16 protein-coding genes and 1 riboswitch are annotated in these 21,330 nt (G+C 65.2%); of the genes, 7 read left to right on the top strand and 9 right to left on the bottom strand.

Features of this window, described 5'->3' with window-relative positions:
* The first annotated feature begins 119 nt into the window (after positions 1–119).
* On the top strand, positions 120–2,906 hold the full coding sequence (locus FHT08_RS18950; RefSeq protein WP_343204167.1) for an EAL domain-containing protein: 2,787 nt from the start codon (positions 120–122) through the stop codon (positions 2,904–2,906).
* A gap of 700 nt (positions 2,907–3,606) precedes the next feature.
* Here FHT08_RS18950 and FHT08_RS18945 read toward each other — a convergent pair.
* From FHT08_RS18945 to FHT08_RS18925, 5 genes are all read right to left on the bottom strand, one after another.
* Positions 3,607–3,891, bottom strand: coding sequence for a hypothetical protein (locus FHT08_RS18945; protein ID WP_104537420.1), 285 nt, complete (start codon positions 3,889–3,891; stop codon positions 3,607–3,609).
* 99 nt (positions 3,892–3,990) lie between these two features.
* Positions 3,991–5,268 carry a methyl-accepting chemotaxis protein gene (locus FHT08_RS18940; protein WP_181126282.1) on the bottom strand — a complete coding sequence of 426 codons (1,278 nt, stop codon included), beginning with the start codon at positions 5,266–5,268 and terminating at the stop codon, positions 3,991–3,993.
* A gap of 60 nt (positions 5,269–5,328) precedes the next feature.
* Positions 5,329–5,943 carry a high frequency lysogenization protein HflD gene (gene hflD / locus FHT08_RS18935; protein WP_104537419.1) on the bottom strand — a complete coding sequence of 205 codons (615 nt, stop codon included), beginning with the start codon at positions 5,941–5,943 and terminating at the stop codon, positions 5,329–5,331.
* Positions 5,943–7,079 (bottom strand): tRNA 2-thiouridine(34) synthase MnmA, encoded by a 1,137-nt coding sequence (mnmA, locus tag FHT08_RS18930; protein WP_104537418.1) that lies wholly within the window; start codon positions 7,077–7,079, stop codon positions 5,943–5,945. Before mnmA ends, hflD begins: the two co-directional genes overlap by 1 nt.
* Positions 7,076–7,534 (bottom strand): NUDIX hydrolase, encoded by a 459-nt coding sequence (locus tag FHT08_RS18925; protein ID WP_104537417.1) that lies wholly within the window; start codon positions 7,532–7,534, stop codon positions 7,076–7,078. The genes mnmA and FHT08_RS18925 overlap by 4 nt, the downstream gene beginning before the upstream one ends.
* Before the next feature lie 252 nt (positions 7,535–7,786).
* On the opposite strand from FHT08_RS18925, the gene clpS reads away from it, so the two are divergent.
* Positions 7,787–8,107: an ATP-dependent Clp protease adapter ClpS gene (gene clpS, locus FHT08_RS18920; RefSeq protein ID WP_104537416.1), complete on the top strand. Its 321-nt coding sequence runs from the start codon at positions 7,787–7,789 to the stop codon at positions 8,105–8,107.
* A 142-nt stretch (positions 8,108–8,249) separates the two neighbouring features.
* A complete protein-coding gene (gene clpA / locus FHT08_RS18915) occupies positions 8,250–10,532 on the top strand; it encodes an ATP-dependent Clp protease ATP-binding subunit ClpA (protein WP_039814482.1) in 2,283 nt (760 codons plus the stop codon).
* A gap of 295 nt (positions 10,533–10,827) precedes the next feature.
* On the opposite strand, the gene infA is transcribed toward clpA, so the two are convergent.
* The 4 genes from infA to trxB form a co-directional block, all read right to left on the bottom strand.
* Positions 10,828–11,046: a translation initiation factor IF-1 gene (gene infA, locus FHT08_RS18910; RefSeq protein ID WP_002813418.1), complete on the bottom strand. Its 219-nt coding sequence runs from the start codon at positions 11,044–11,046 to the stop codon at positions 10,828–10,830.
* 80 nt (positions 11,047–11,126) lie between these two features.
* A complete protein-coding gene (gene aat / locus FHT08_RS18905) occupies positions 11,127–11,876 on the bottom strand; it encodes a leucyl/phenylalanyl-tRNA--protein transferase (protein ID WP_166776366.1) in 750 nt (249 codons plus the stop codon).
* 247 nt (positions 11,877–12,123) lie between these two features.
* On the bottom strand, positions 12,124–13,242 hold the full coding sequence (locus FHT08_RS18900; protein ID WP_166776365.1) for a GNAT family N-acetyltransferase: 1,119 nt from the start codon (positions 13,240–13,242) through the stop codon (positions 12,124–12,126).
* Positions 13,243–13,302: 60 nt separating this feature from the next.
* Positions 13,303–14,271, bottom strand: a complete 969-nt coding sequence (trxB, locus tag FHT08_RS18895) for a thioredoxin-disulfide reductase (RefSeq protein ID WP_166776364.1) — start codon at positions 14,269–14,271, stop codon at positions 13,303–13,305.
* A 283-nt stretch (positions 14,272–14,554) separates the two neighbouring features.
* Here trxB and FHT08_RS18890 point away from each other — a divergent pair, with 283 nt between their 5' ends.
* The 4 genes from FHT08_RS18890 to FHT08_RS18875 all read left to right on the top strand — a co-directional run bounded on the left by FHT08_RS18890 (position 14,555) and on the right by FHT08_RS18875 (position 21,210).
* Positions 14,555–16,912: a DNA translocase FtsK gene (locus FHT08_RS18890; protein WP_166776362.1), complete on the top strand. Its 2,358-nt coding sequence runs from the start codon at positions 14,555–14,557 to the stop codon at positions 16,910–16,912.
* Between the two features lie 183 nt (positions 16,913–17,095).
* On the top strand, positions 17,096–19,027 hold the full coding sequence (locus FHT08_RS18885; protein WP_166776360.1) for a DUF3857 and transglutaminase domain-containing protein: 1,932 nt from the start codon (positions 17,096–17,098) through the stop codon (positions 19,025–19,027).
* A gap of 104 nt (positions 19,028–19,131) precedes the next feature.
* Positions 19,132–19,761, top strand: a complete 630-nt coding sequence (gene lolA, locus FHT08_RS18880) for an outer membrane lipoprotein chaperone LolA (RefSeq protein WP_166776357.1) — start codon at positions 19,132–19,134, stop codon at positions 19,759–19,761.
* 159 nt (positions 19,762–19,920) lie between these two features.
* Positions 19,921–21,210: a replication-associated recombination protein A gene (locus FHT08_RS18875; protein ID WP_243849096.1), complete on the top strand. Its 1,290-nt coding sequence runs from the start codon at positions 19,921–19,923 to the stop codon at positions 21,208–21,210.
* 2 nt (positions 21,211–21,212) lie between these two features.
* Positions 21,213–21,281: riboswitch (Fluoride riboswitch) on the top strand.
* The last annotated feature ends 49 nt before the right edge of the window (positions 21,282–21,330 follow it).

The following is a 21,330-nucleotide window of genomic DNA, read 5'->3' as shown; positions in this document are numbered from 1 at the left end:
TTAGCCGCAACTCGGCCCGGTTCGGTCGAGCCCGAAACACGCGCCTCAACTAATCGCGGAAACGGCCGTTATCCATTGCGACTCCGAAGGCCGGGGTCGATTCTTCGGAGTGTTCCAGAGTGGACTCAGGCGTCATCGCAAGCATGCTGCAACACCCGCTGACCTCGGCGGTGGTGTTGTTGGATGCCCATGGTCAGCCGCTGGCGGCCAACCGTGTTGCGCAATCGCTGGGATTGCCGGCCACCCTCGGTGCCTATGCCGAAGTCCTGGAAAGCAGTCGCGCCCAGGTGGCCAATAGCGGCGGCATGACCGCTTGCGTGCTGCCGGGCATCGGTGGCGGGCGTCTGGAAGGCTGGCTCCGCGCCGTCTGCGACGAACACGGCCAGGTCATGGCCTTCACCCTGAGCATTCCCGAGCCAATGGGCGCCGACGGCACCAGCCGCTGGGAAATGGGTCTGGATAGCGCCGATCACGGGTTGTGGGACTGGGATATTCCGGCCGATGTGGTCTATCGTTCCGAGCGCTGGACCCGCATGCTCGGTTACTCCGAGCAGCCGCTGCCGAATAATCTCACCGCGCTGTCCGGACTGATCCATCCCGACGACCACGCGCTGGTCAGTGCCGCCGTGCAGGCGCACCTTGAGGGGCGCACCGATACCTATACGGCCGAATTCCGTCTGCGTCAGCACGACGGCCAGTGGCGCTGGATCCTGGATCGCGGCCGCGTGGTGTCGCGGACCGCCGACGGCCGCCCATTGCGCATGGTCGGTACGCATACCGATGTGCATCACCACAAACTGCTCGAGCAGCAGCTGCGCGAGCAGCAGGCCCAGCTCGAAGAGGCCCAGCGCATCGCCAGCATGGGCAGCTGGAGCTGGGACACGCTCAAGGACGCGTTGTGGGTGTCACCGGATTTCCTGCAACAGCTCGGCATGACCCAGCTGCGCCTGCAGGGGATTCGCGACATCCTGCGCCTGCTGGGCCGGCCATCGGTTCCGCATCTGCGCAGTGCCTGGCGCAAGATCAAGCACGACGGCCTGCCGGTGCATTTCGAGCTGGAAATCAACGTGCACGCCGGCATCAATCCGCATCACTTGCGGATCTGGGCGCAGCCGGTTTTCGACGGCAATGGCAGCATGGTGCGTCTGCTCGGCCAGTTGCAGAACGTCACCGAGCAGCGCCAGACCGATGCGTTGATCCGCTGGCGCACCGAGCTGCTCAACCGCGTGTCTGCGCTGGGCAAGATCGGCGGCTGCGAGATCGAGGTCGACACCCGGCGCATGCAGTGGACCGAGGAGTGTTACCGCATCCACGGCCTGCGCAAGGAAAACATCACCCTGGAGCAGGCGCTGTCGCTGTACACGCAGGATTCGCGCGATGCCTTCGAGGCGGCGCTGCTGCGTATCTCCGATGGCGGCCTGCCCGAACAGCTGGAGCTGTGTTTCTACCGCAACTCGGGCCAGCGGATCTGGGTCCAGGTGCTGATCGAGCTGGACCGCCGCGAAGGCCTGCCGCCGCGTTTCGTCGCCTTGTTCCGCGACGTCACCCGCGAACGCGAGGCCAACGAGCGCATCGAACTGCTGGCCCACTACGATCGCCTGACCGGTTTGCCGAACCGCTTTCTGCTGCGCGAGCAGGCAGAGAACGCGATTCGCGAAGCGCACGAGCGGGGCCAGGTGCTGGCGATGCTGCTGATCGATCTGGATGGCTTCAAGAGCATCAACGATTCGTTCGGTCACGCCACCGGCGACAACCTGCTCAAACTTGCCTCGGCACGCCTGCATCAGCAGCTGCGCAACAGCGACCTGTTCGGCCGTTTCAGCGACGACGAATTCGTCGTCCTGCTGCGCGACCTGTCCGAGCCCGAAGACGCCGGCCATGTTGCCCGCAAGCTGATCAGCGCGCTTGGCGAGCCGCTGCGCAAGGACCACGTCACCCTCAAGCTCGGCGCCAGCATTGGTATCGCGCTGCAGGGCGAAGGCCTGTCGGATTTCGACAGCCTGTTGCGCGCCGCCGATGCGGCGATGTATGCCGCCAAGGAGGCGGGCCGCAACACCTTCCATTACTACAGCCAGGACGTGCTGATGCGTGCGCAGCGCCGCCTGGAACTGGAGCACGCGCTGCAAGGTGCGCTGGAACGCGAAGAGTTCACCCTGGTCTATCAGCCGCTGGTCAATACGGTAGGCGAATCGTCGCCTGCGATCGAAGCGCTGATGCGCTGGAATCGCCCCGGCCATGGCCAGTGCAGTCCGGTCGAATTCATTCCGATTGCCGAAGAGTGCGGCGAAATTGTGCGCCTGGGCGAATGGGTGATTGGCGAGGCCTGCCGCCAGGCCGTGGTCTGGGACCGCGCCGGGCTCAATTTCAGCCGCATTGCGGTCAATGTGTCTGCAGTGCAGCTGCGCGAGCGCGGCTTTGCCGAGCGCGTACTGGAAATCTGCCGCGACAACGGCTGGTCGCCATCGCGTCTGGAACTGGAATTGACCGAATCGGCACTGATCCGCGATTCCGATTCGCTACGCCGTTGCTTCGAGCTGTTCGAGCAGAACGGTGTGCTGCTGGCGGTGGACGACTTCGGCACCGGCTTCTCCAATCTGCATTACCTCAACCGCTTCCCGGTGCAGCGTCTGAAGATCGACCGCAGCTTCGTACAGGGCATGCTCGACGACGCCAACACCGCCGAAGTGACCCAGGCCATCGTGCATCTGGGCCACGCGCTCGGCATGCAGGTGGTTGCCGAAGGGGTAGAGACGGTGCAGGAAGACGCATTGCTGCGCCAGCAGGGCTGTGACGAAATCCAGGGTTATTTCTACTCGCGGCCGCTGTCGCCGCGCGACATGGCGCAGTGGCTGCGCGAAGCCGAAGCCGGCATGCGCCTCGGTGCGCGCCTGGTCATCGCCAGCTGACGCACTCTGTAGCAGCGCCTGGCGTCGTGCGGCCGGCTGTTGAAATGCGCAGCTCAAAAGTTCGGTGAGTCCAGGGCGCGATGCCCTCGCCACTTGCGGGACACGCCGCGGATCCGTCCCTTCAGGTTCCTTGGCGGCATCCATGCCGCCAAGGGTCCGGCAACCGGCAATGGCACCGCACCAGAGAGTTGGTCGGTGGCCAGATAAAAACATACGTGTTGCAAGGCCTTGAGACTTTGAGAAGTCCATCGCCTGCTTATTGAAAGCCTGCCTGTTACTCGGCGTGCGTGGGCAAGATGCTCGGACGCAAGGTGATCCGAACGATGCACCTCATGCTTTGCTTGCGACCACACACACCGACTATCTCGACTGGTCCTTGTCCGCCTACCGTCACGGGACCTTACGCGGCATGGATGCCGCGTGAGCCTACACGGACGTACTTGCGGCGTAGCCCGCGATGGTGGGCGGACAAGGCCCTGCAGCCAGGCCGCAGATCAGCCGATCGATGCATTGCGTGGTGTCATAGACGTCGTCGAGCAGGCGGGCAGGGCAGACCTCACCCTGGTGCTGCAGTCGCACGGTACTGCGTGTTCAGGGCCATGCCTGGCGGCACGGCCTGATGCACAAACGTCAGCGGTCGTGCAGTGGACACAACCGGCGGGGCGCCTGCCGAGGCGCGCCCCGTCGCCGCACAAAAGCGTCAGCGTCCAGACACGTCGACGGCGGCGCCATCCAGCCCCATATCCCAGGCCACGGTCGCAAACAGCAGTTCTTCTTCGCTGCAGCTGCGGCGGGGGTTCTGCATTGCCTGCACTTCCGCACGGGCGGCACGCTCCAGCCGTTCCAGCGCGGCCGGCATGCGCACGCTGCGCAGCGCGGGCCGGGCCGCGTCGCTCTGCGCGATGCGCCGGGCGTGTGCAGCCGCCAGCGCGGCTGATTCCAGCACGGCGGTGGAGGCATCGGTGGGCGGGGCAAGGAGCGTCATCAGCGGAACACCAGTGTTAGTGCGCAACGGTTATTGCGGAACGACAAATCCCCGGAAGGCCGGGGAATGTCGGAAATCAGACGGTGCGTGACATTGGTCTTAAAACAGTTCGACCGTACCCGCACCCATGCCTTGCTGCGCCACCGGCTTGTGCGGCGGGCGCTCCCATTCCACACGCATGTCGCGCAGGCGGGTGGACACCTTCTGCAGTGCGGCGACCAGATCGCTGTCGTACACGCCGCCATTGCGATGCAACAGTTCCTGCAGCGCTACGGCTTCACGGTTGATCGCGGTAAGGCGATCCAGGTGCGTGTGGATACCGCTCAGCGTCTGCGTGGCGATGTCCTCGAACTGCAGGGCACGCACCGCTTCGGCCACGCTACCGTCGATGGAACGCGCGCACTCGGAGATCTCCCGCATACCGTCGCCCAGCGAGGCGTTGATCTGCGCGACGTTCTCCAGCATCGCCGCCGATTCGTGGCGGGCTTCGCGGGAGCGATCCATGTGACGCGAGGCCAGCTGCGAGACCGTTTCACGGACCTTGGCGATCGATTCCTTGGAGCTGTGCGCCAGCTTGCGGATCTGTTCGTTGAAGGTGGTGGAACGCTCGGACAGATTGCGCACCTCGTCGGCGACCACTGCGAAGCCGCGACCGGCCTCACCGGCACGGGCTGCTTCGATGGCGGCGTTCAAGGCCAGCAGGTTGGTCTGGTCGGCAATCGACTTGACGTCTTCCAGCAGCGCGAAGATGCCATCCAGGTGCTGGGCCATCTCATCGATGTGGTGCACCGTGTTGGTACTCTGGCCGCTCACCTGTTCCAGCGCTTCCACCAACTGCTCCATGCGGGAGCTGGCGTGCTGGGCGAAGCGGGCGACGTCGACGCCGGCGCTGCCGTCGTCACCGGCACGGTCGACGATGCGGGCCAATGCCTGGCTTTGCTGGCGCGACTTGCGGTTCATCGCTTCGAAGCTGCCACCAAGACCGGACACGGCCTGGCGGATCAGTTCACGGGCACGCTCGACTTCCGAGCGCGAACCGTCGACTTCGTTGCTGACGAACGTACGCAGTTCGTTGAGCAGCTGGTCCTGCTCGCGCAGGATGCGGGTCTGGTCCGGATTACGCCGGAACTGGGAGTAGGTCACCCAGGCGGCGAAACCGAGCCAGCTGAGCGTCATGGTCGCCAGGATCGCCCAGCGCACCGAAGCGGGCCAGTCGAATCCGACAGCGAAGGGAAACAGCAAGGTCAGAGCCAAAGGGGCGGCCAGACGGATAAGTGGACGTGAATACATGGGCGTTCTCGGCAGAGTCACGGTTGCTGTATCGGCCGTACCCCCTTTGTCTTTAGCGACGATCGCCACATCCCCTTGCCCATTCAACCGACGTTGACACGCGCCAGCAACCGCGAGCGCGTATGGCAAACCGGGTTCGTCAGTGGTTTAGCGCAGCGCGCGGTCCACGGCCTCGATCATTGCGCGCTTGGCGAACAGGAAATCCCACAGGCTGCCACCCATCTGCCGCCACAACACGGCCGAGCGGACGGCAGCCAGCAGCAACGCGCGGATTTCCGCGACCACGCCAGCCTGGCCCAGATAATGCGGATTGCCCTGCACCATGACCTTGGGACGCAGGTGGCTGATGGACTGCGCATACAGCCCGCCCAGCGAACTCAATACGTCCGGGTGGCCGCTGTCGCCGAGGCTGCGTGCCTGATGCGCCGCCGCTTCGATGCCGTTGGAGACCGTGGCGACGGTGCCAGTGTCGCGCACGAAGCGGCGCTCCAGCTGTAGCACCGCCAGTGCCAGCCGCGGCAGGACCTCGTCCTGGGCTTGATTGTGGAAATAGTTGTGCAGCAACCGCAGACCCGGCGCCAGGTCCGCTGGCGAGCCGTATACCGCCTCCGGCGAGGACGCGTCCACCCGGAACACGCTGTCCATGGCGGTACGCACCGTCGCAGCCTCCGAGTGCCCGGTTTCGGCGATCCGCCGCACCTGTTGCAGGGCCTGGGCAACGCCGGCAAGCGCCAGCACGCGGTGATCCATGGAAGAACTCATCAAGCCACTACCTCGGGTGAAGAAGAAGATCCCGCCAATCGGCGTTCCAGCGGCGCATCGGTGGCGGCTATGACCGCGCCGCCCAGGCACTCCTCGCCGTCATACAACACCAGCGACTGCCCAGGCGTCACCGCCCGCTGCGGCCGTTCGAAACGCACCTGCACGCTGCCGTCGTCCTGCACCTGCACCGTGCACGGCTCGTCGGGCTGCCGGTAACGCGTCTGTGCGGTGCAGCCAAAGCTGCGCGCCGGCGGTGCCCCGGTGACCCAATGCGCCTGCTCGGACTGCAGCCAGCGCGATTGCAGCAGCGGGCTGTCGCGGTCCTGGTCCACATACAGCACGTTGCTCGCCACATCCTTGCCGACCACGTACCACGGCGCGGCGGCACGTCCACGCACGCCACCGATGTTCAGGCCTTCGCGCTGACCCAGGGTGAAATAGAACACCCCCGGATGCTCTGCGATGCGCTGCCCCTGCGGGTCGCGGATATCGCCGGTGCGTGCGGGGAGGTAACGGCCCAGAAACTCGCGGAAATCGCGCTCGCCGATGAAGCAGATGCCGGTGGAATCCTTCTTGGCGTGGGTCGGCAGACCGGCATCCTCGGCGATCCGACGCAGCGTGCTTTTTTCCAGGTCCCCGATCGGAAACAGCGTTGCGGCCAGCTGGGTCTGCCCCAGCTGATGCAGGAAGTAGCTCTGGTCCTTGCCGCGGTCGGCGCCCCGCAACAGGCGCCAGCGCCCGCCGCTGTGCGCCACCCGTGCATAGTGGCCGGTGGCGATGCGCTCGGCGCCCAGCGCCTGGGCCGCTTCAAGAAAATGCTTGAACTTGACCTCGCGGTTGCACAGCACATCCGGGTTTGGCGTGCGCCCGGACGCGTATTCGGCCAGGAAATGCTCGAACACGCCGCTCCAGTATTCGCCGGAAAAATCGCGGAAGTGGAACGGGATGCCCAGCACCCCGCACACTGCCACCGCATCGCGGCGGTCGTCGTCGGCGCGGCAGTCGCCGCTGCCGTCGTCGGCCCAGTTCTGCATGAACAGGCCGGCGATCGATTCGCCCTGCTTGGCCAGCCGCCAGGCCGCCACCGACGAATCCACACCGCCGGAGACGCCGACAACGATATGCGGCGTACTCATGCGACGTGCCGCACCAACGACAACGGATGGCGCTGGCCGGCCAGGTAGTCGGCAATCACTTCCCACACCAGTGGGCTACGCAGCCGCTCGGGCGAGCCGCGCACTTCTTCCGGCGTCATCCACAACGCGCGCACCACGCCGGTGTCCAGGCTGCGCTCGGGATGGTGGGTCACCGCCTCGGCGACAAACGCAAACCGCAGGAAGCACTGGCCGCTCTGGGCGACCCACTGGTAGGTGCCGATGAAGTGGGTCAGGCGCACGTCCCAGCCGGTCTCTTCCAAGGTCTCGCGTACCGCCGCGTCGAGCAGGCTTTCGTCCGGTTCCAGATGCCCGGCAGGCTGATTCAACAGCAGCCGGCCGCCGATGGTCTCTTCCACCTGCAGAAAGCGCCCGTCGTGCACCACCACCGTCGCCACGGTGACATCCGGGTGCCAGCGTGGTTCGGAAGCGCTCATCGCTGCAGGTCCTGGCTCATCGGGGCTGCGCTGGCACCACCGGCGAACCGCTCGGCTTGACGCCGGGTCAGGCGGCGCTGCAGCCCTGCAAGGTGCTCGCACCCGGGTGGGTCGGCGGTGAACGACGGCGTCAGTAACGGCGCGGTGAGGGAATCGGTCATCAAGGGGGGCAGCCGTGGAGTCGAAGACAAATTGTGCGGGGCGCGGCGTAAATCGTCCAATGCACGCGGCGATGAACCGTATAATGACCGGATGCCTCGTAAGACCTCACACGAACACGATCACGGCCTCGCGGTCGAAGCCAGCAAGCCTGAAGTGGCGCCACCGCCACGGTATCAGGTACTTCTGCTGAACGACGACTACACCCCGATGGACTTCGTGGTGACGGTGTTGCAGCAGTTTTTCAACCTCGATCTGGAGCGCGCCACGCAGGTCATGCTGCATGTCCATACCCGTGGACGCGGCGTATGCGGGGTCTACAGCCGCGAAGTCGCCGAGTCCAAGGTGGCTCAGGTCAACGAATTCTCGCGTATGCATCAACATCCGCTGTTGTGCACGATGGAACAGACCTGACCGGCCAATCTGATCATTCCAGCAACGCAACACTGTGGCTGCAATCACATGCTAACGCCGTCTGAACATGCCTATCCGATAGGGTTGTGGTAAATCCCAACAAAAGCCGCATATTGTTGGCAACAGCCGTTCGGAGTGACCAATGTTCAGCAAAGACCTAGAGCAAACCATCGGCCAGTGCTACAAGCGAGCACGCGAGGCTCGTCATGAGTTCATGACCGTCGAGCATCTGCTGCTCTCGCTGCTGGACAACCCGTCCGCCCAGGCAGTCCTCAAGGCCTGCGGCGCAGACCAGGTGCGTTTGCACAACGATCTGGAGCAGGCGATCGAGGCCTCGGTCTCGCGCCTGGCCGAAGACGATGGCCGCGACACCCAGCCCACCCTGGGCTTTCAGCGTGTGCTGCAGCGTGCGGTCTATCACGTGCAGTCCTCGGGCAAGAAGGAAGTCACCGGCGCCAATGTGCTGGTCGCGATCTTCGGCGAGAAGGATTCGCACGCGGTGTACTTCCTGAACCAGCAGGACATCACCCGCCTGGATATCGTCAATTACCTTTCGCACGGCATCGCCAAGCTGGGTGAGGACGGCGAGCAGCCATCCGCGTCCGATGGCGAACCCAAGAGCGAGGGCGGGGAGGGCGAGGCCAAGGGCGACGCGCTGGCCGAGTTCGCCACCAATCTCAACGAGCAGGCCCGCAACGGCAAGATCGACCCATTGGTCGGCCGCGGCGACGAAATAGAGCGCACCATCCAGGTGCTGTGCCGCCGCCGCAAGAACAACCCGCTGTACGTCGGCGAGGCCGGCGTGGGCAAGACCGCGATCGCCGAGGGTCTGGCCAAGCGCATCGTCGACAACGACGTGCCCGAAGTGCTGGCCGATGCGGTGATCTTTTCGCTGGATCTGGGAGCGCTGGTGGCCGGCACCAAATACCGTGGCGACTTCGAAAAGCGTCTCAAGGGCGTGCTGGCGGCGCTGAAGAAGGTGCCCAACGCGGTGCTGTTCATCGACGAGATCCACACCATCATCGGTGCGGGCTCTGCGTCGGGGGGCACCATGGATGCGTCCAATCTGATCAAGCCGGCGCTGTCGTCGGGCGAGCTGCGCTGCATCGGCTCGACCACGTTCCAGGAATACCGCGGCATCTTCGAAAAGGACCGTGCACTGGCACGTCGCTTCCAGAAGATCGACATCGTCGAGCCGACCGTGGGCGAGACCTTCGAAATTCTGCAGGGCCTCAAACCCAAGTACGAGGCGCACCATGGCGTGACCTATGCCGACGACGCGTTGCAGGCAGCGGTGGACCTGTCGGTCAAGCACATCGGCGACCGACTGCTGCCGGACAAGGCGATCGATGTGATCGACGAGGCCGGCGCGCGTCAGCGTCTGCTGCCGGAAGGCAAGCGCAAGGAGCTGATCGATATCGAGGAAATCGAAACCATCGTCGCCAAGATGGCGCGGATTCCGGCCAAGCAGGTCAGCGCCACCGATAAGGACGTGCTGCAGCATCTGGAGCGCAATCTGAAGATGGTGATCTTCGGCCAGAACCCGGCCATCGAGACCCTGGCCGGCTCGATCAAGCTGGCGCGCTCGGGCTTGGCCAATCCGGAAAAGCCGATCGGCAACTTCCTGTTCGCCGGCCCCACCGGTGTCGGCAAGACCGAGGTCACCAAGCAGCTTGCGCTGCAACTGGGGATCGAACTGGTGCGCTTCGACATGTCCGAGTATATGGAAGCGCATTCGATCAGCCGTCTGATCGGTGCACCTCCGGGCTATGTCGGGTTCGACCAGGGCGGCCTGCTGACCGAGAAGGTCGTCAAGACGCCGCACTGCGTGCTGCTGCTGGACGAGGTGGAGAAGGCGCATCCGGACATCTTCAACATCCTGTTGCAGGTCATGGACCGCGGCATCCTCACCGACACCAACGGGCGCGAGGCGAACTTCAAGAACGTGATTCTGGTGATGACGACCAATGCCGGTGCCACCCAGGCGTCGCGGCGCTCGATCGGTTTCACCAAGCAGGATCACTCCACCGATGCGATGGAATCGATCCGTCGCGGGTTTACGCCGGAGTTCCGCAACCGCCTGGATGCAATCGTGCAGTTCCAGCCGCTGGGCTTCGACCACATCCTGCGGGTGGTGGACAAGTTCATCATCGAGCTGGAGATGCTGTTGCAGGAAAAGCACGTCTCGCTGTCGGCCACCCCGACTGCGCGCGACTGGCTGGCCCAGCACGGCTTCGATCCGCTGATGGGCGCGCGCCCGATGTCGCGGGTGATCCAGGAGAAGATCAAGCGTCCGCTCGCCGACGAGCTGTTGTTCGGCAAGCTGGTGGAAGGCGGCCGGGTCAACATCGACGTCAAGGATGGCGAGCTGGTGGTGGAAGCGCACCCGGAACCGGAGCGTCTGCTGCCGGCCACGGTCGACTGATCGTCTTGCGGTCCTGAAAAAAAAACCGCTCGAAAGAGCGGTTTTTTTTGTCCTCGGAACACGTGGTCCGGGCGATCGTGGAGGCTGAGCGGCGGTTGTAGCTCGCGAGGAGCCACGACAGGGCGCTGCCGAACCTGAGCGATATAGAGACCGGGGCGCAAGCGCTAAAGGCAAGGGCACAAGCCAGAGCAGAAGCAAGCCGGCACCGCCCGATCATCGCTGCCGTCCAGATAGGCAAATCTCGGCCACGACAAAAAGCGGCCACCGGCCGCCTCGCGTCTTACACCAGAACCACTTACTTCATGCGGTAGGTAATACGACCCTTGGTCAGGTCGTAGGGAGTCATCTCGACTTTGACACGGTCGCCGGTCAGGATGCGGATGTAGTTCTTGCGCATGCGGCCGGAGATGTGGGCGATGATCTCATGCCCGTTTTCCAGCTTGACCCGGAACGTGGTGTTGGGGAGCGTCTCGCTGACGCTGCCTTCGAATTCAATGGAGTCGTCTTTCGACATGTAATCCTGTGCAATCACGGCTGGCCCGGGAGGGCCGTAAGGGACAGCATTTTACGCTCCATCTCCCCGCGGTGCAAATTTTATGTTAAGCGGACTTCAGCGAGCGCGCTGGCAGGCCGCTCGTCATAGCGCTCGGACCAGCTGCCAGGCAGCGCTGCCAGGCCGACCTGCAGCCGCATCCGCTGCAGGAACTCTGCGCGTGGCAAGCGTTGCGCGCCCAGGCGCATCAGGTGCGGATTCTCCACCTGCGCGTCGAGCAACGGCCAACCGCAGGAATGCAGATGGGCGGCAAGCGCCGCCAGCGCCACCTTGGAGCCGCCGCTGGCGGCACTGAACATGCTCTCGCCGAAAAACATCTGGCCGATCGCCACACCGTAGATGCCGCCGACCAGGCGCATGCCATCGAACACTTCCAGCGAATGTGCGTGGCCCAACCGATGTAGTTCGATATAGGCCTGCTGCATCGGCGTGGTGATCCAGGTGCCGTCCTGACCTGCACGCGGAATCGAGGCACAGGCATCGATCACCTGCGCAAAGGCGGTATCGGCGCGCACGATCCAGTGGCTGCTGCGCAGCTGGCGCCGGAAACGCGAGGACAGGCGCACGCCGTCGGTGCGAAACACCGTGCGCGGGTCTGGGCTCCACCACAGAATCGGCTGACCTTCCGAGAACCACGGGAACACGCCACCGGTATAGGCGGTGAGCAGGCGTTGCGGCGACAGGTCGCCGCCGATGGCGAGCAGGCCGTCCGGCTCGCGCAACGCGTACTCGGCAGGCGGAAACGGCGCGGCTGGGTCGGCCGCCAGCAGGTAGGGAAGGGCGCGGGACATGCGCGCAGTGTAGAGCGTGTCGTACATGGCGCACCCAGGGCGACGACCATTGCCGGCACGCGACGGTCTGCGGGTGTTGTCGGCGCGCTTTGCGGCATGCGTCCACAAGCATCCCGGTGCTGGGCGCGCAGTTCGTACTCGCCAGACGATTGCTCTTTGGGTGGATTCGGCCGCCTTGCTCCGACGTCCCCAATACGCCCGGCCGGCGATCAGCTGCGACTGCGCCCTACGGCGCCGCCGCGCAGGCTCAGTCGCGAAACGGGCTGTGCTCAGCCAGTTCGCGTGCGTGCCGGGCTACCGCCTGGCGCTCGTCGGCGCACCATTGCGCCAGTGGCTCGCGGAAGCCGGGGTCGGCGATCCAGTGACGGCTGCGGACCAGCGTCGGCAGAAAGCCGCGCGCGATCTTGTGCTCGCCCTGTGCGCCGGGCTCGAAGCGGGCCAGGCCCTCACGCAGGCAGTATTCGATGCCCTGGTAGTAGCAGGTTTCGAAATGCAGGCCTGGAAGGGCTTGGCCGCCCCAGTAACGCCCGTACAGCGTGTCGCGCCCGCGCAGGCAGAGCGCGCCGGCGATCGGCTGCCCGTCCAGCTCGGCCAGAAACATCACCAGCTGACGCGGCAGGTGTCGGGCCAGGTGATGCAGGAATTCCGGCGTCAGCGCAGGCGAGTTGCCGTATTCGTTGAAGGTCTTGAGATAGAAGCCATACATCGCGTCCAGGTCGGCGTCGCTGGCTTCATCGCCATGCACCACGCGCAACTGCACGCCGGCCCGCTGCACCTTGGCGCGCTCCTGGCGGATGTTCTTGCGCCGTTTGTGGTCCATCGCCGCCAAGTAGCCTTCAAAATCGCTCCAGCCACTGGCGTTATGCCAGTGGTATTGCAGATCGTTGCGCTCCAGCCAGTCGGCATCGAAGGCGGTGTCTTGGTCGGCCGGGTGGAAGTTGACGTGCGCCGACGACAGCCCACTGCGCTCCACCAGCGCGCGCATCGCCGCGAGCAAGTGCGGGCGCCAGCGCGGTGCCCCCAGCAGGCGCGGGCCGGTCACCGGCGAGTAAGGCACCCCGCACAGCCACTTGGGGAAGTATTCCTGCCCGTAGCGCGCGTAGGCATGCGCCCAGGCGTGGTCGAACACGAACTCGCCATGCGAGTTGTTCTTCAGGTATCCCGGTGCGGCGGCGACCAGCGTGTCGCCGTGCCACAGCGTCAGGTGCAGCGGGTTCCAGCCCCAGTCCGGGCGCAGGCAGCCCTCCCGCTCCAGGCCTTGCAGGAACGCATAAGAAATGAACGGGTGCGCGCCGTCGTGCAGCGCGTCCCAGGCACCGGCCGGAAGCTCGTCCAGCCGGTGGCACCAGCGGGCAGTGACGCTCATGCACACGGCCCGCTGGTATCGGCGCTGCCCGCGCGGCGCGGCCGGCGGTCAGCAGCCACCTCAGGCGCTCTTGTCGAGGTAGCGCTCGGCATCCAGCGCGGCCATGCAGCCGAAGCCGGCCGAGGTGATCGCCTGGCGGTAGTGCTGGTCGGCGACGTCGCCGGCGGCGAACACGCCGGCCACCGAGGTCTCGGTCGCCGCCCCGTTGAGGCCGGAGCGGATTTCCAGGTAGCCATTGTTCATTGCCAGCTGGCCGTCGAACAGTTGGGTGTTGGGGTGATGTCCGATGGCAACGAAGAAACCGTGCGCGACGATCTCGCGGGTGCTGCCGTCGAGGGTGGACTTGACCCGCACGCCGGTGACGCCGGCATCGTTGCCCAGCACTTCATCGATGGCGTGGTGCCAGACGGTTTCGATCTTGCCGGCGGCGACCTTGTCGAACAGCTTGTCCTGCATGATCTTTTCGGCGCGCAGCGTGTCGCGGCGATGTACCAGGTAGACCTTGCGGGCGATGTTGGACAGGTACAGCGCTTCTTCGACTGCGGTATTGCCGCCGCCGACCACCACCACGTCCTGGTCCTTGTAGAAGAACCCGTCGCAGGTGGCGCAGGCGGACACGCCGCGGCCCTTGAAGGCTTCCTCGCTGGGGATGCCCAGGTACTTGGCGGTGGCGCCGGTGGAGATGATCAGTGCGTCGCAGGTGTATTCGGCGCCGTCGCCGGTCAGCCGGAACGGGCGCTGCGACAGGTCGGCGGTGTGGATGTGGTCGAAGATCACCTCGGTCTCGAAGCGCTCGGCATGCGCCTGCATGCGGCTCATCAGGTCCGGGCCCATCAGGCCGTGGGGGTCGCCCGGCCAGTTGTCGACTTCGGTAGTGGTCATCAGCTGGCCGCCTTGCTGCAGACCGGTGATCACCACCGGCTTGAGGTTGGCGCGGGCGGCATAGACCGCGGCGGTCCAGCCGGAAGGGCCGGAGCCCAGGATCAACAGGCGGGAATGCTTGGCGGGACTGGCAGAAGAGGCGCTCATGTATACTCGCGATCTAGGAATTGGCAGGGCAGGCGAGTGAATTCGCACCCCTGTGGCGGCATAGAGTGGCGGTCCCCACCCGGTGAATCAAGGCGGCGCGATGGAACTGCTTGAACCGCAGATGGGTTGGTCCACCCAGTCCGCGTAATCGACGCCGCCCCGTGCGGCGTTTTTTGTTGGCCATCGCATGCCCACGCAAGCGATGCTCATGCAACAGCTGAAACCGTGGCTTCAGTCGTTTATTATCAACCACTAACAGCATTTTTCTAAGGTCTGGCTACAGGTGGCAAAGCAGGTTCCCGAACGCAGCAAGCCCGCTGAGGGCAAGACGTCCTCGCGCAAGACAGCGGTGGCGGACAATCCGCGTCGGCAAAAGCTCTGGCGCGATCTGGCATTGATCGCGGTGGCGCCGCTGCTGCTGTATCTGCTGGCCAGCCTATTTACCTATTCCAGCGCCGATCCGGGCTGGTCGCAGACCGGCAGTGTGGTCGCGCCGGTGCACAACATGGGCGGCCGCGTCGGTGCCTGGATGGCCGATGTGCTGCTGCAATTGTTCGGTTATGTGGCCTTCCTGCTGCCGGTGGTGCTGGGAGCGGTGGCCTGGATCGCCTTGTTCGGCATGGACAAGGAAGGGCAGGCCGAAGCCGATCTGGGCCCGGCATTGCGGCTGGTCGGCATGGTGGGCTTTCTGATCGCCTCGACCGGCTTCCTGCATCTGCGGCTGTTCACCGGCGACGTGGCCGGCGCTGGTGGGATCCTGGGGCGGTTGGTCAGCAATTCGCTGAGCGCCGGCTTCGGCGCCTTGGGCGCCAACCTGTTCGTGCTGGTGCTGCTGCTGGTGTCGATCACCCTGGCGACCGGCCTGTCGTGGTTTGCGGTGATGGAACGCATCGGCACCTGGGTGCTGGCGCTGGGGCCGCTGATGCAGCGCAAGACCCATCAAGCCACCGAGTGGCAGCAGACCCGCGTGATGCGCGAAGAGCGTGAGGAAGTGCGCAAGGTCGATGCGGTCAAGCAGGCCAAGCGCGAGCCGGTCAAGATCGAGCCGCCGCCGGCACCGGTGGTGGAGAAGAGTGAGCGCGCCAAGCGCGATACCCAGATCCCGATGTTCCAGGGCGTCAGCACCGACGGCTCCGACCTGCCGCCGCTGGCGCTGCTGGACGATCCCAAACCGCAAACCAAGGGGTATTCGGAAGAAACGCTGGAGACCTTGTCACGGCAGATCGAGTTCAAGCTCAAGGACTTCCGCATCGAGGCGCAGGTGGTCGGGGCCTATCCGGGTCCGGTGATCACCCGCTTCGAAATCGAGCCGGCGCCGGGCATCAAGGTCAGCCAGATCAGCTCGCTGGACAAGGACATCGCGCGCGGGCTGTCGGTCAAATCGGTGCGCGTGGTCGACGTGATTCCGGGCAAGTCGGTGATTGGCCTGGAGATCCCCAACGTCAGCCGCGAAATGATTTTCCTGTCCGAGCTGCTGCGCTCCAAGGAATACGACAAGTCGGCCAGCCCGTTGACGTTGGCCCTGGGCAAGGACATCGCCGGCCGCCCGACCGTGGCCGATCTGGCGCGCATGCCGCATTTGCTGGTGGCCGGTACCACCGGCTCGGGCAAGTCGGTGGCGGTCAATGCGATGGTGCTGAGCCTGCTGTTCAAGGCCTCGCACAAGGAACTGCGGATGCTGATGATCGACCCGAAGATGCTGGAGCTGAGCGTCTACCAGGGCATCCCGCATCTTTTGGCGCCGGTGGTCACCGACATGAAGGAGGCCGCCAACGGCCTGCGTTGGTGCGTGGCCGAGATGGAGCGCCGCTACAAGCTGATGAGCGCCGTGGGCGTGCGCAACCTGGCCGGCTTCAACAAGAAGATCAAGGACGCCATCGACGCCGGCCAGCCGATGATGGACCCGCTGTTCAAGCCCAATCCCGAACTGGGCGAGGCGCCGCGGCCGCTGGAAACGCTGCCGTTCATCGTGATCTTCATCGACGAATTCGCCGACATGATGATGATCGTCGGCAAGAAGGTCGAAGAGTTGATCGCGCGCCTGGCACAGAAGGCGCGCGCGGCCGGTATCCATCTGATCCTGGCCACGCAACGGCCATCGGTGGATGTGATCACCGGCCTGATCAAGGCCAACATCCCGACCCGCGTGGCGTTCCAGGTCAGCTCCAAGATTGACTCGCGCACCATCCTGGATCAGTCCGGCGCCGAGGCGCTGCTGGGCAATGGCGACATGCTGTATCTGCCACCGGGCACGGCGCTGCCGGATCGCGTGCATGGTGCCTTCGTCAGCGACGAGGAAGTGCATCGGGTGGTCGAGCATCTCAAGGCCAGTGGGCCGGTGTCCTACGTCGAAGGCGTGCTGGACGAAGTGCAGACCATGGGCGATGGCACCGTGGTCGGTGCGACCGGCTTGCCCGAGAGTAGCGGCGGTGGCGGCGACGAGTCCGACCCGTTGTATGACGAAGCCTTGCGCATCGTCACCGAAACCCGGCGTGCCTCGATCTCCGGCGTGCAGCGGCGCCTGAAGATCGGCTACAACCGCGCCGCACGCCTGATCGAAGCGATGGAGGCGGCCGGCGTGGTCAGCCCGCCCGAGCACAATGGCGACCGCACCGTGCTGGCGCCGCCGCCGCCCAAGTAATCGGCGGCCGGCAACGCGTCGCGTGTCGGCTTGGTCGTGGCGCCGCGTTCCGGGTTTGTCCGGTGCGTGTGCGCGTCTTTGCATGCGCACAGATGCGGCAATTGGGGCCGGTGCCTGACGCTGCGGCGCACACCGGCTACCCTGTCGCACAAGGGTCGCTCCGGCCCGCCGCGATCAAGACCCATGCTGCGTCGTTCCGTGCTGTCGTTCCTGCTGCTGATCTCATTGCCATTGCCATTGCTGGCCCAGGCCCAGCAACAGGCCGCACCTGCTGCCGCCGCGGCCCGTACGCAGGCCGACACCAACTACAGCTTCGTGCGCTATCGCGCCGATTACGAAGTGCGTGCCGACGCCAGCAGCGTGGAAACCGACGAGTACGAGATCCTGCTCAAGACCAAGTCGGCAGTGGAGCAGTTCAGCCAGGTGCGACTGAGCTACAGCGAGAAGATGGAAACCCTGGAGGTGCTGCAGGCCTACACCGTCACCGCCGAAGGACTGCGCCAGGACGTGGCGTCCGACAAGATCTACACCCAGGAAAGCTATTCCAGCGCGGCAGCGGCGATGTATGCCGACCGCAAGGTCAAGGTGGTGGTGTTCCCGAATCTGGCGCCGGGCGCGCGCATCGTCTATCGCGTGCGGCGTGCGCAGAATACCCCGTACTTCCCGGGTTACTTCAGCCTGTGGGAGACCTTCAGCGTGTTTGCGCAATACGACGATGCGGTGGTCACGCTGGTGGCGCCGAAGACATTGCCGATGCATCTGTCGGTGCGCGGGCTGCAGGGCGGGACCAAGCCTGTGGTACGCGGCGATCAGGCGCGTTGGGAATGGCGCTATCAGCGCATCACGCCGATGAAGAACCAGAACTGGAGCGCGGCGACCTGGGAGTTCAGCCCCACCTTGATGGCAAGCACCTTCGACAGCTGGTCGCAGATGGGTCTGGCCTATCACGTCAAGGGCGGCCGCGCTGCCACGGTGACGCCGGCGATCCAGTCGCTGGCCGACGAGGTGACCCGCGGCATCGACGCGCCGCGGGCACAGGCCGCTGCGTTGTACGCGTGGGTGGCACGCAATATCCGCTACGTGGCGGTGTACCTGGGCAATGGCGGGCTGGAGCCCAACAGCGCCGACAGCATCCTGGCCAACCACTATGGCGACTGCAAGGACCACACCGTGATCCTGGAGGCCTTGCTGGCGGCCAAGGGCATCGCCAGCACACCGGTGCTGATCGGTGCCGAGGGCGGGCCGACGCTGCCGCCGATCCCGGTGCTCGGCCGCTTCAATCACGCCATCACCTACATCCCGGCGTTCGATCTGTATGTGGATTCGACCAACCCGTACGCGCGCTTCGGCCAGTTGCCGGCCGGCGACCTCGGGGCGCCGGTGGTGCATACGCTGGACGGCAAGGTCACGCATACCCCGCCCAACGACCGCAAGGTCAATCGCTACGTGGCGCGTACCGAGTATCGCTTTACCCCCAAGGGTGGGCTGCAAGGTCTGACCACGCTCGATAGCGGGCAGACCGGCGAAGTGGGCTTGCGGGCGATGTTCGTGCAGCTCAATGCGCAGAACCGCAATCGCATCGAGGAGTCGATCATTGCGCAATCCGGCTTCGATGGCACCGGCGATCTATCGATCCAGGGCGACCCGCTGGATCTGGACGCCCCATTCAACTATCGCTACACCTTCCAGGCCGACGATGCGGTGGACTTTTCGGTGGTCGGCGGCATGACCCTGCCCGATATGCCCGGTGCCGAATCCACCCGTGGCATCTATACGACCACCTCGGCCGAAGACAATCTGACCCCGTTCTACTGCAACGACAGCGTGCGCGAAGAGACCTATGTGGTGAGTTTCCCGGCGACGGTGCCGATCATCGCGATCCCGCGCAGCCGCCGCTTCCGCAATGCCGCTGGCGAGTACGCGGTCGAGTGGACGCGCCAGGGGCAGACGGTGACGGCGGTGCATCGCTTGCAACGCGCGGCGGTGCGTGGGCCGCAGGCGCTGTGTCAGCCGCAGGATTACCGCGCGTTCCGCGAGCTCTACCAGCAGGTGCGGCGCGGCTTTCGCGGACAGATCGTCTACGGCAATCTGTCCGAGGTGCAGACGGCGCAGTGACATGGACCTGGCGGCGGCTGCGATCTGAATGCGCCGTTCAATAGCGCTCGCCCATTCATCTATGAAGTATCAGAATTCCCGCATTCCCTTTCTGGAACACCGCGATGCATCGCCAGCTCCGTTATGCCGTCCTCGCCACCGCCCTGTTCGCCGGCACCGCGTTTGCCGGTGCGCGTCAGGAGCTGGACACGTTCACGCGTGGCCTGAAAGGCCTGGACGGGCAATTCAGCCAGCAGGTCTCCGATGCCAACGGCCGGGTCAAGGAGCGCGCGAGCGGACGGGTGGCATTGTCGGCGCCGCGCCAGTTCCGTTGGGAATACGCCAAGCCCTACAAGCAGCTGATCGTGGCCGACGGCAAGAAGGTGTGGGTGTTCGATCCGGACCTGGAGCAGGTGACCGTGCGTGCGCAGGGCAGCGAAGAACAGAACAGTCCATTGGTTGCATTGATCGACCCGGCGCGCCTGGACAAGCAATACGACGTCAGCGAAGAAGCGGCGCCGCGTGACGGCCTGCAGTGGCTGTCGCTGACGCCCAAGGTCGACACCGAAGCCAGTTTCCAGATGGCCTCGCTGGGGTTCGGCAAGGATGGCCTGGCCAAGATGGAAGTGGTGGATGCGGTCGGCCAACGCACCGCGATCAGCTTTAGCGGCTGGAAGCGCAATCCGGCCTTCGCTGCCGACACCTTCCGCTACGCGCCGGGCAAAGGCGTGGATGTGGTCGGCGATGCGCAGTAAGCAGTTGCCGGCAGCATCCGCGCAACCAACCGCCTTGTTCGCAGAAGGTCGTTGGCGGACGCGATACAATGCCGCGTGGCACGAACCAAGCTCCCCATCGCTCCCGAAGCCGATCTGCTCAGCGTAGACGGCGAGCACCTGCGCCCGCTGGCCGAGCGTATGCGTCCGCGCACCCTGGACGAGATGGTCGGGCAGAAGCGACTGCTCGCACCCGACAGCGCATTGCGACGCGCGGTGGAATCCGGCCGGGTGCATTCGATGATCCTGTGGGGTCCGCCCGGCTGCGGCAAGACCACCCTGGCGCTGCTGCTGGCGCATTACGCCGATGCCGAATTCAAGGCAATCTCGGCGGTGCTGTCGGGTTTGCCCGAGGTGCGCCAGGTACTGGCCGAGGCTGCGCAGCGCTTCGCCGGCGGGCGCCGCACGGTGTTGTTCGTCGATGAGGTGCATCGCTTCAACAAGGCGCAGCAGGACGCGTTCCTGCCGCATATCGAGCGCGGCACGATCCTGTTCGTCGGTGCGACGACGGAAAATCCTTCGTTCGAACTGAATTCGGCATTGTTGTCGCGCTGCCGCGTGCACGTGCTGGAGGGCGTTTCGCCGCAGGATATCGTCGAGGCCTTGCAACGTGCGCTGCATGATCCAGAGCGCGGGCTGGGGCAGGAGAGCATCCAGGTCAGCGATGCCTCGCTGCTGGAAATTGCCGGCGCGGCCGACGGCGACGTGCGCCGCGCATTGACGCTGCTGGAGATCGCCGCGGAACTGGCAGGCGGCGAGGGTGGCCAGATCACCCCGCAGACGCTGCTGCAGGTGCTGGCCGACCGCACGCGTCGGTTCGACAAGAACGGCGAGCAGTTCTACGACCAGATTTCGGCGTTGCACAAATCGGTGCGCAGCTCCAACCCCGATGCCGCGCTGTACTGGCTCACGCGCATGCTCGACGGTGGTTGCGACCCGGCCTATCTGGCGCGGCGGCTGACCCGCATGGCGATCGAGGACATCGGTCTGGCCGATCCGCGCGCGCAGAGCATGGCGCTGGAAGCCTGGGACATCTACGAGCGCCTGGGCAGTCCGGAAGGCGAGCTGGCGTTCGCGCAACTGGTGCTGTATCTGGCCAGCACCGCCAAGTCCAATGCCGGCTATGCCGCCTTCAATCAGGCCAAGGCCGAGGTGCGCGCCACCGGCACGCAGGAGGTGCCGCTGCATCTGCGCAACGCGCCGACCAAGCTGATGAAGACGCTGGGCTACGGGCAGGACTATCAATACGACCACGATGCCGAAGGCGGGATCGCGCTGGACCAGACCGGCTTTCCGGATGCGATGGGCGAGCGGGTCTACTACAACCCGGTGCCGCGCGGGCTGGAGATCAAGCTCAAGGAAAAGCTCGACCGCCTGCGCGCCGCGCGCGAACAGGCGCGGGCTGACAAGGGCGGCAAGCCCACGGCATGATCGGCCGCACAGGAGATGGCATTGCTCCTTGAACCGCACGCACTCTGCGCGCTGATGATGCCTGCCCACCCCCGCCGGGGCGGCAGGCCTGTGCCCCGGCATCTATTCTCGCTCAGGAAC

The organism is Xanthomonas sp. CFBP 8151, assembly GCF_011761885.1.
Taxonomy (GTDB): Bacteria; Pseudomonadota; Gammaproteobacteria; order Xanthomonadales; family Xanthomonadaceae; genus Xanthomonas; species Xanthomonas arboricola_B.
The sequence above is the reverse complement of the archived record's forward strand: the minus strand, read 5'-3'. Positions and strand labels throughout refer to the sequence as shown.

Excerpts from the sequence above, each read along its gene's own strand:
- FHT08_RS18885 (WP_166776360.1), top strand. The coding sequence starts at position 17,096 with ATGCTGCGTCGTTCCGTGCTGTCGTTCCTGCTGCTGATCTCATTGCCA.
- lolA (WP_166776357.1), top strand. The coding sequence starts at position 19,132 with ATGCATCGCCAGCTCCGTTATGCCGTCCTCGCCACCGCCCTGTTCGCC.
- hflD (WP_104537419.1), bottom strand. The coding sequence starts at position 5,943 with ATGAGTTCTTCCATGGATCACCGCGTGCTGGCGCTTGCCGGCGTTGCC.
- FHT08_RS18900 (WP_166776365.1), bottom strand. The coding sequence starts at position 13,242 with ATGAGCGTCACTGCCCGCTGGTGCCACCGGCTGGACGAGCTTCCGGCC.
- mnmA (WP_104537418.1), bottom strand. The coding sequence starts at position 7,079 with ATGAGTACGCCGCATATCGTTGTCGGCGTCTCCGGCGGTGTGGATTCG.
- infA (WP_002813418.1), bottom strand. The coding sequence starts at position 11,046 with ATGTCGAAAGACGACTCCATTGAATTCGAAGGCAGCGTCAGCGAGACG.
- FHT08_RS18875 (WP_243849096.1), top strand. The coding sequence starts at position 19,921 with ATGCGTCCGCGCACCCTGGACGAGATGGTCGGGCAGAAGCGACTGCTC.
- FHT08_RS18925 (WP_104537417.1), bottom strand. The coding sequence starts at position 7,534 with ATGAGCGCTTCCGAACCACGCTGGCACCCGGATGTCACCGTGGCGACG.
- trxB (WP_166776364.1), bottom strand. The coding sequence starts at position 14,271 with ATGAGCGCCTCTTCTGCCAGTCCCGCCAAGCATTCCCGCCTGTTGATC.
- FHT08_RS18945 (WP_104537420.1), bottom strand. The coding sequence starts at position 3,891 with ATGACGCTCCTTGCCCCGCCCACCGATGCCTCCACCGCCGTGCTGGAA.
- aat (WP_166776366.1), bottom strand. The coding sequence starts at position 11,876 with ATGTCCCGCGCCCTTCCCTACCTGCTGGCGGCCGACCCAGCCGCGCCG.
- clpS (WP_104537416.1), top strand. The coding sequence starts at position 7,787 with ATGCCTCGTAAGACCTCACACGAACACGATCACGGCCTCGCGGTCGAA.
- clpA (WP_039814482.1), top strand. The coding sequence starts at position 8,250 with ATGTTCAGCAAAGACCTAGAGCAAACCATCGGCCAGTGCTACAAGCGA.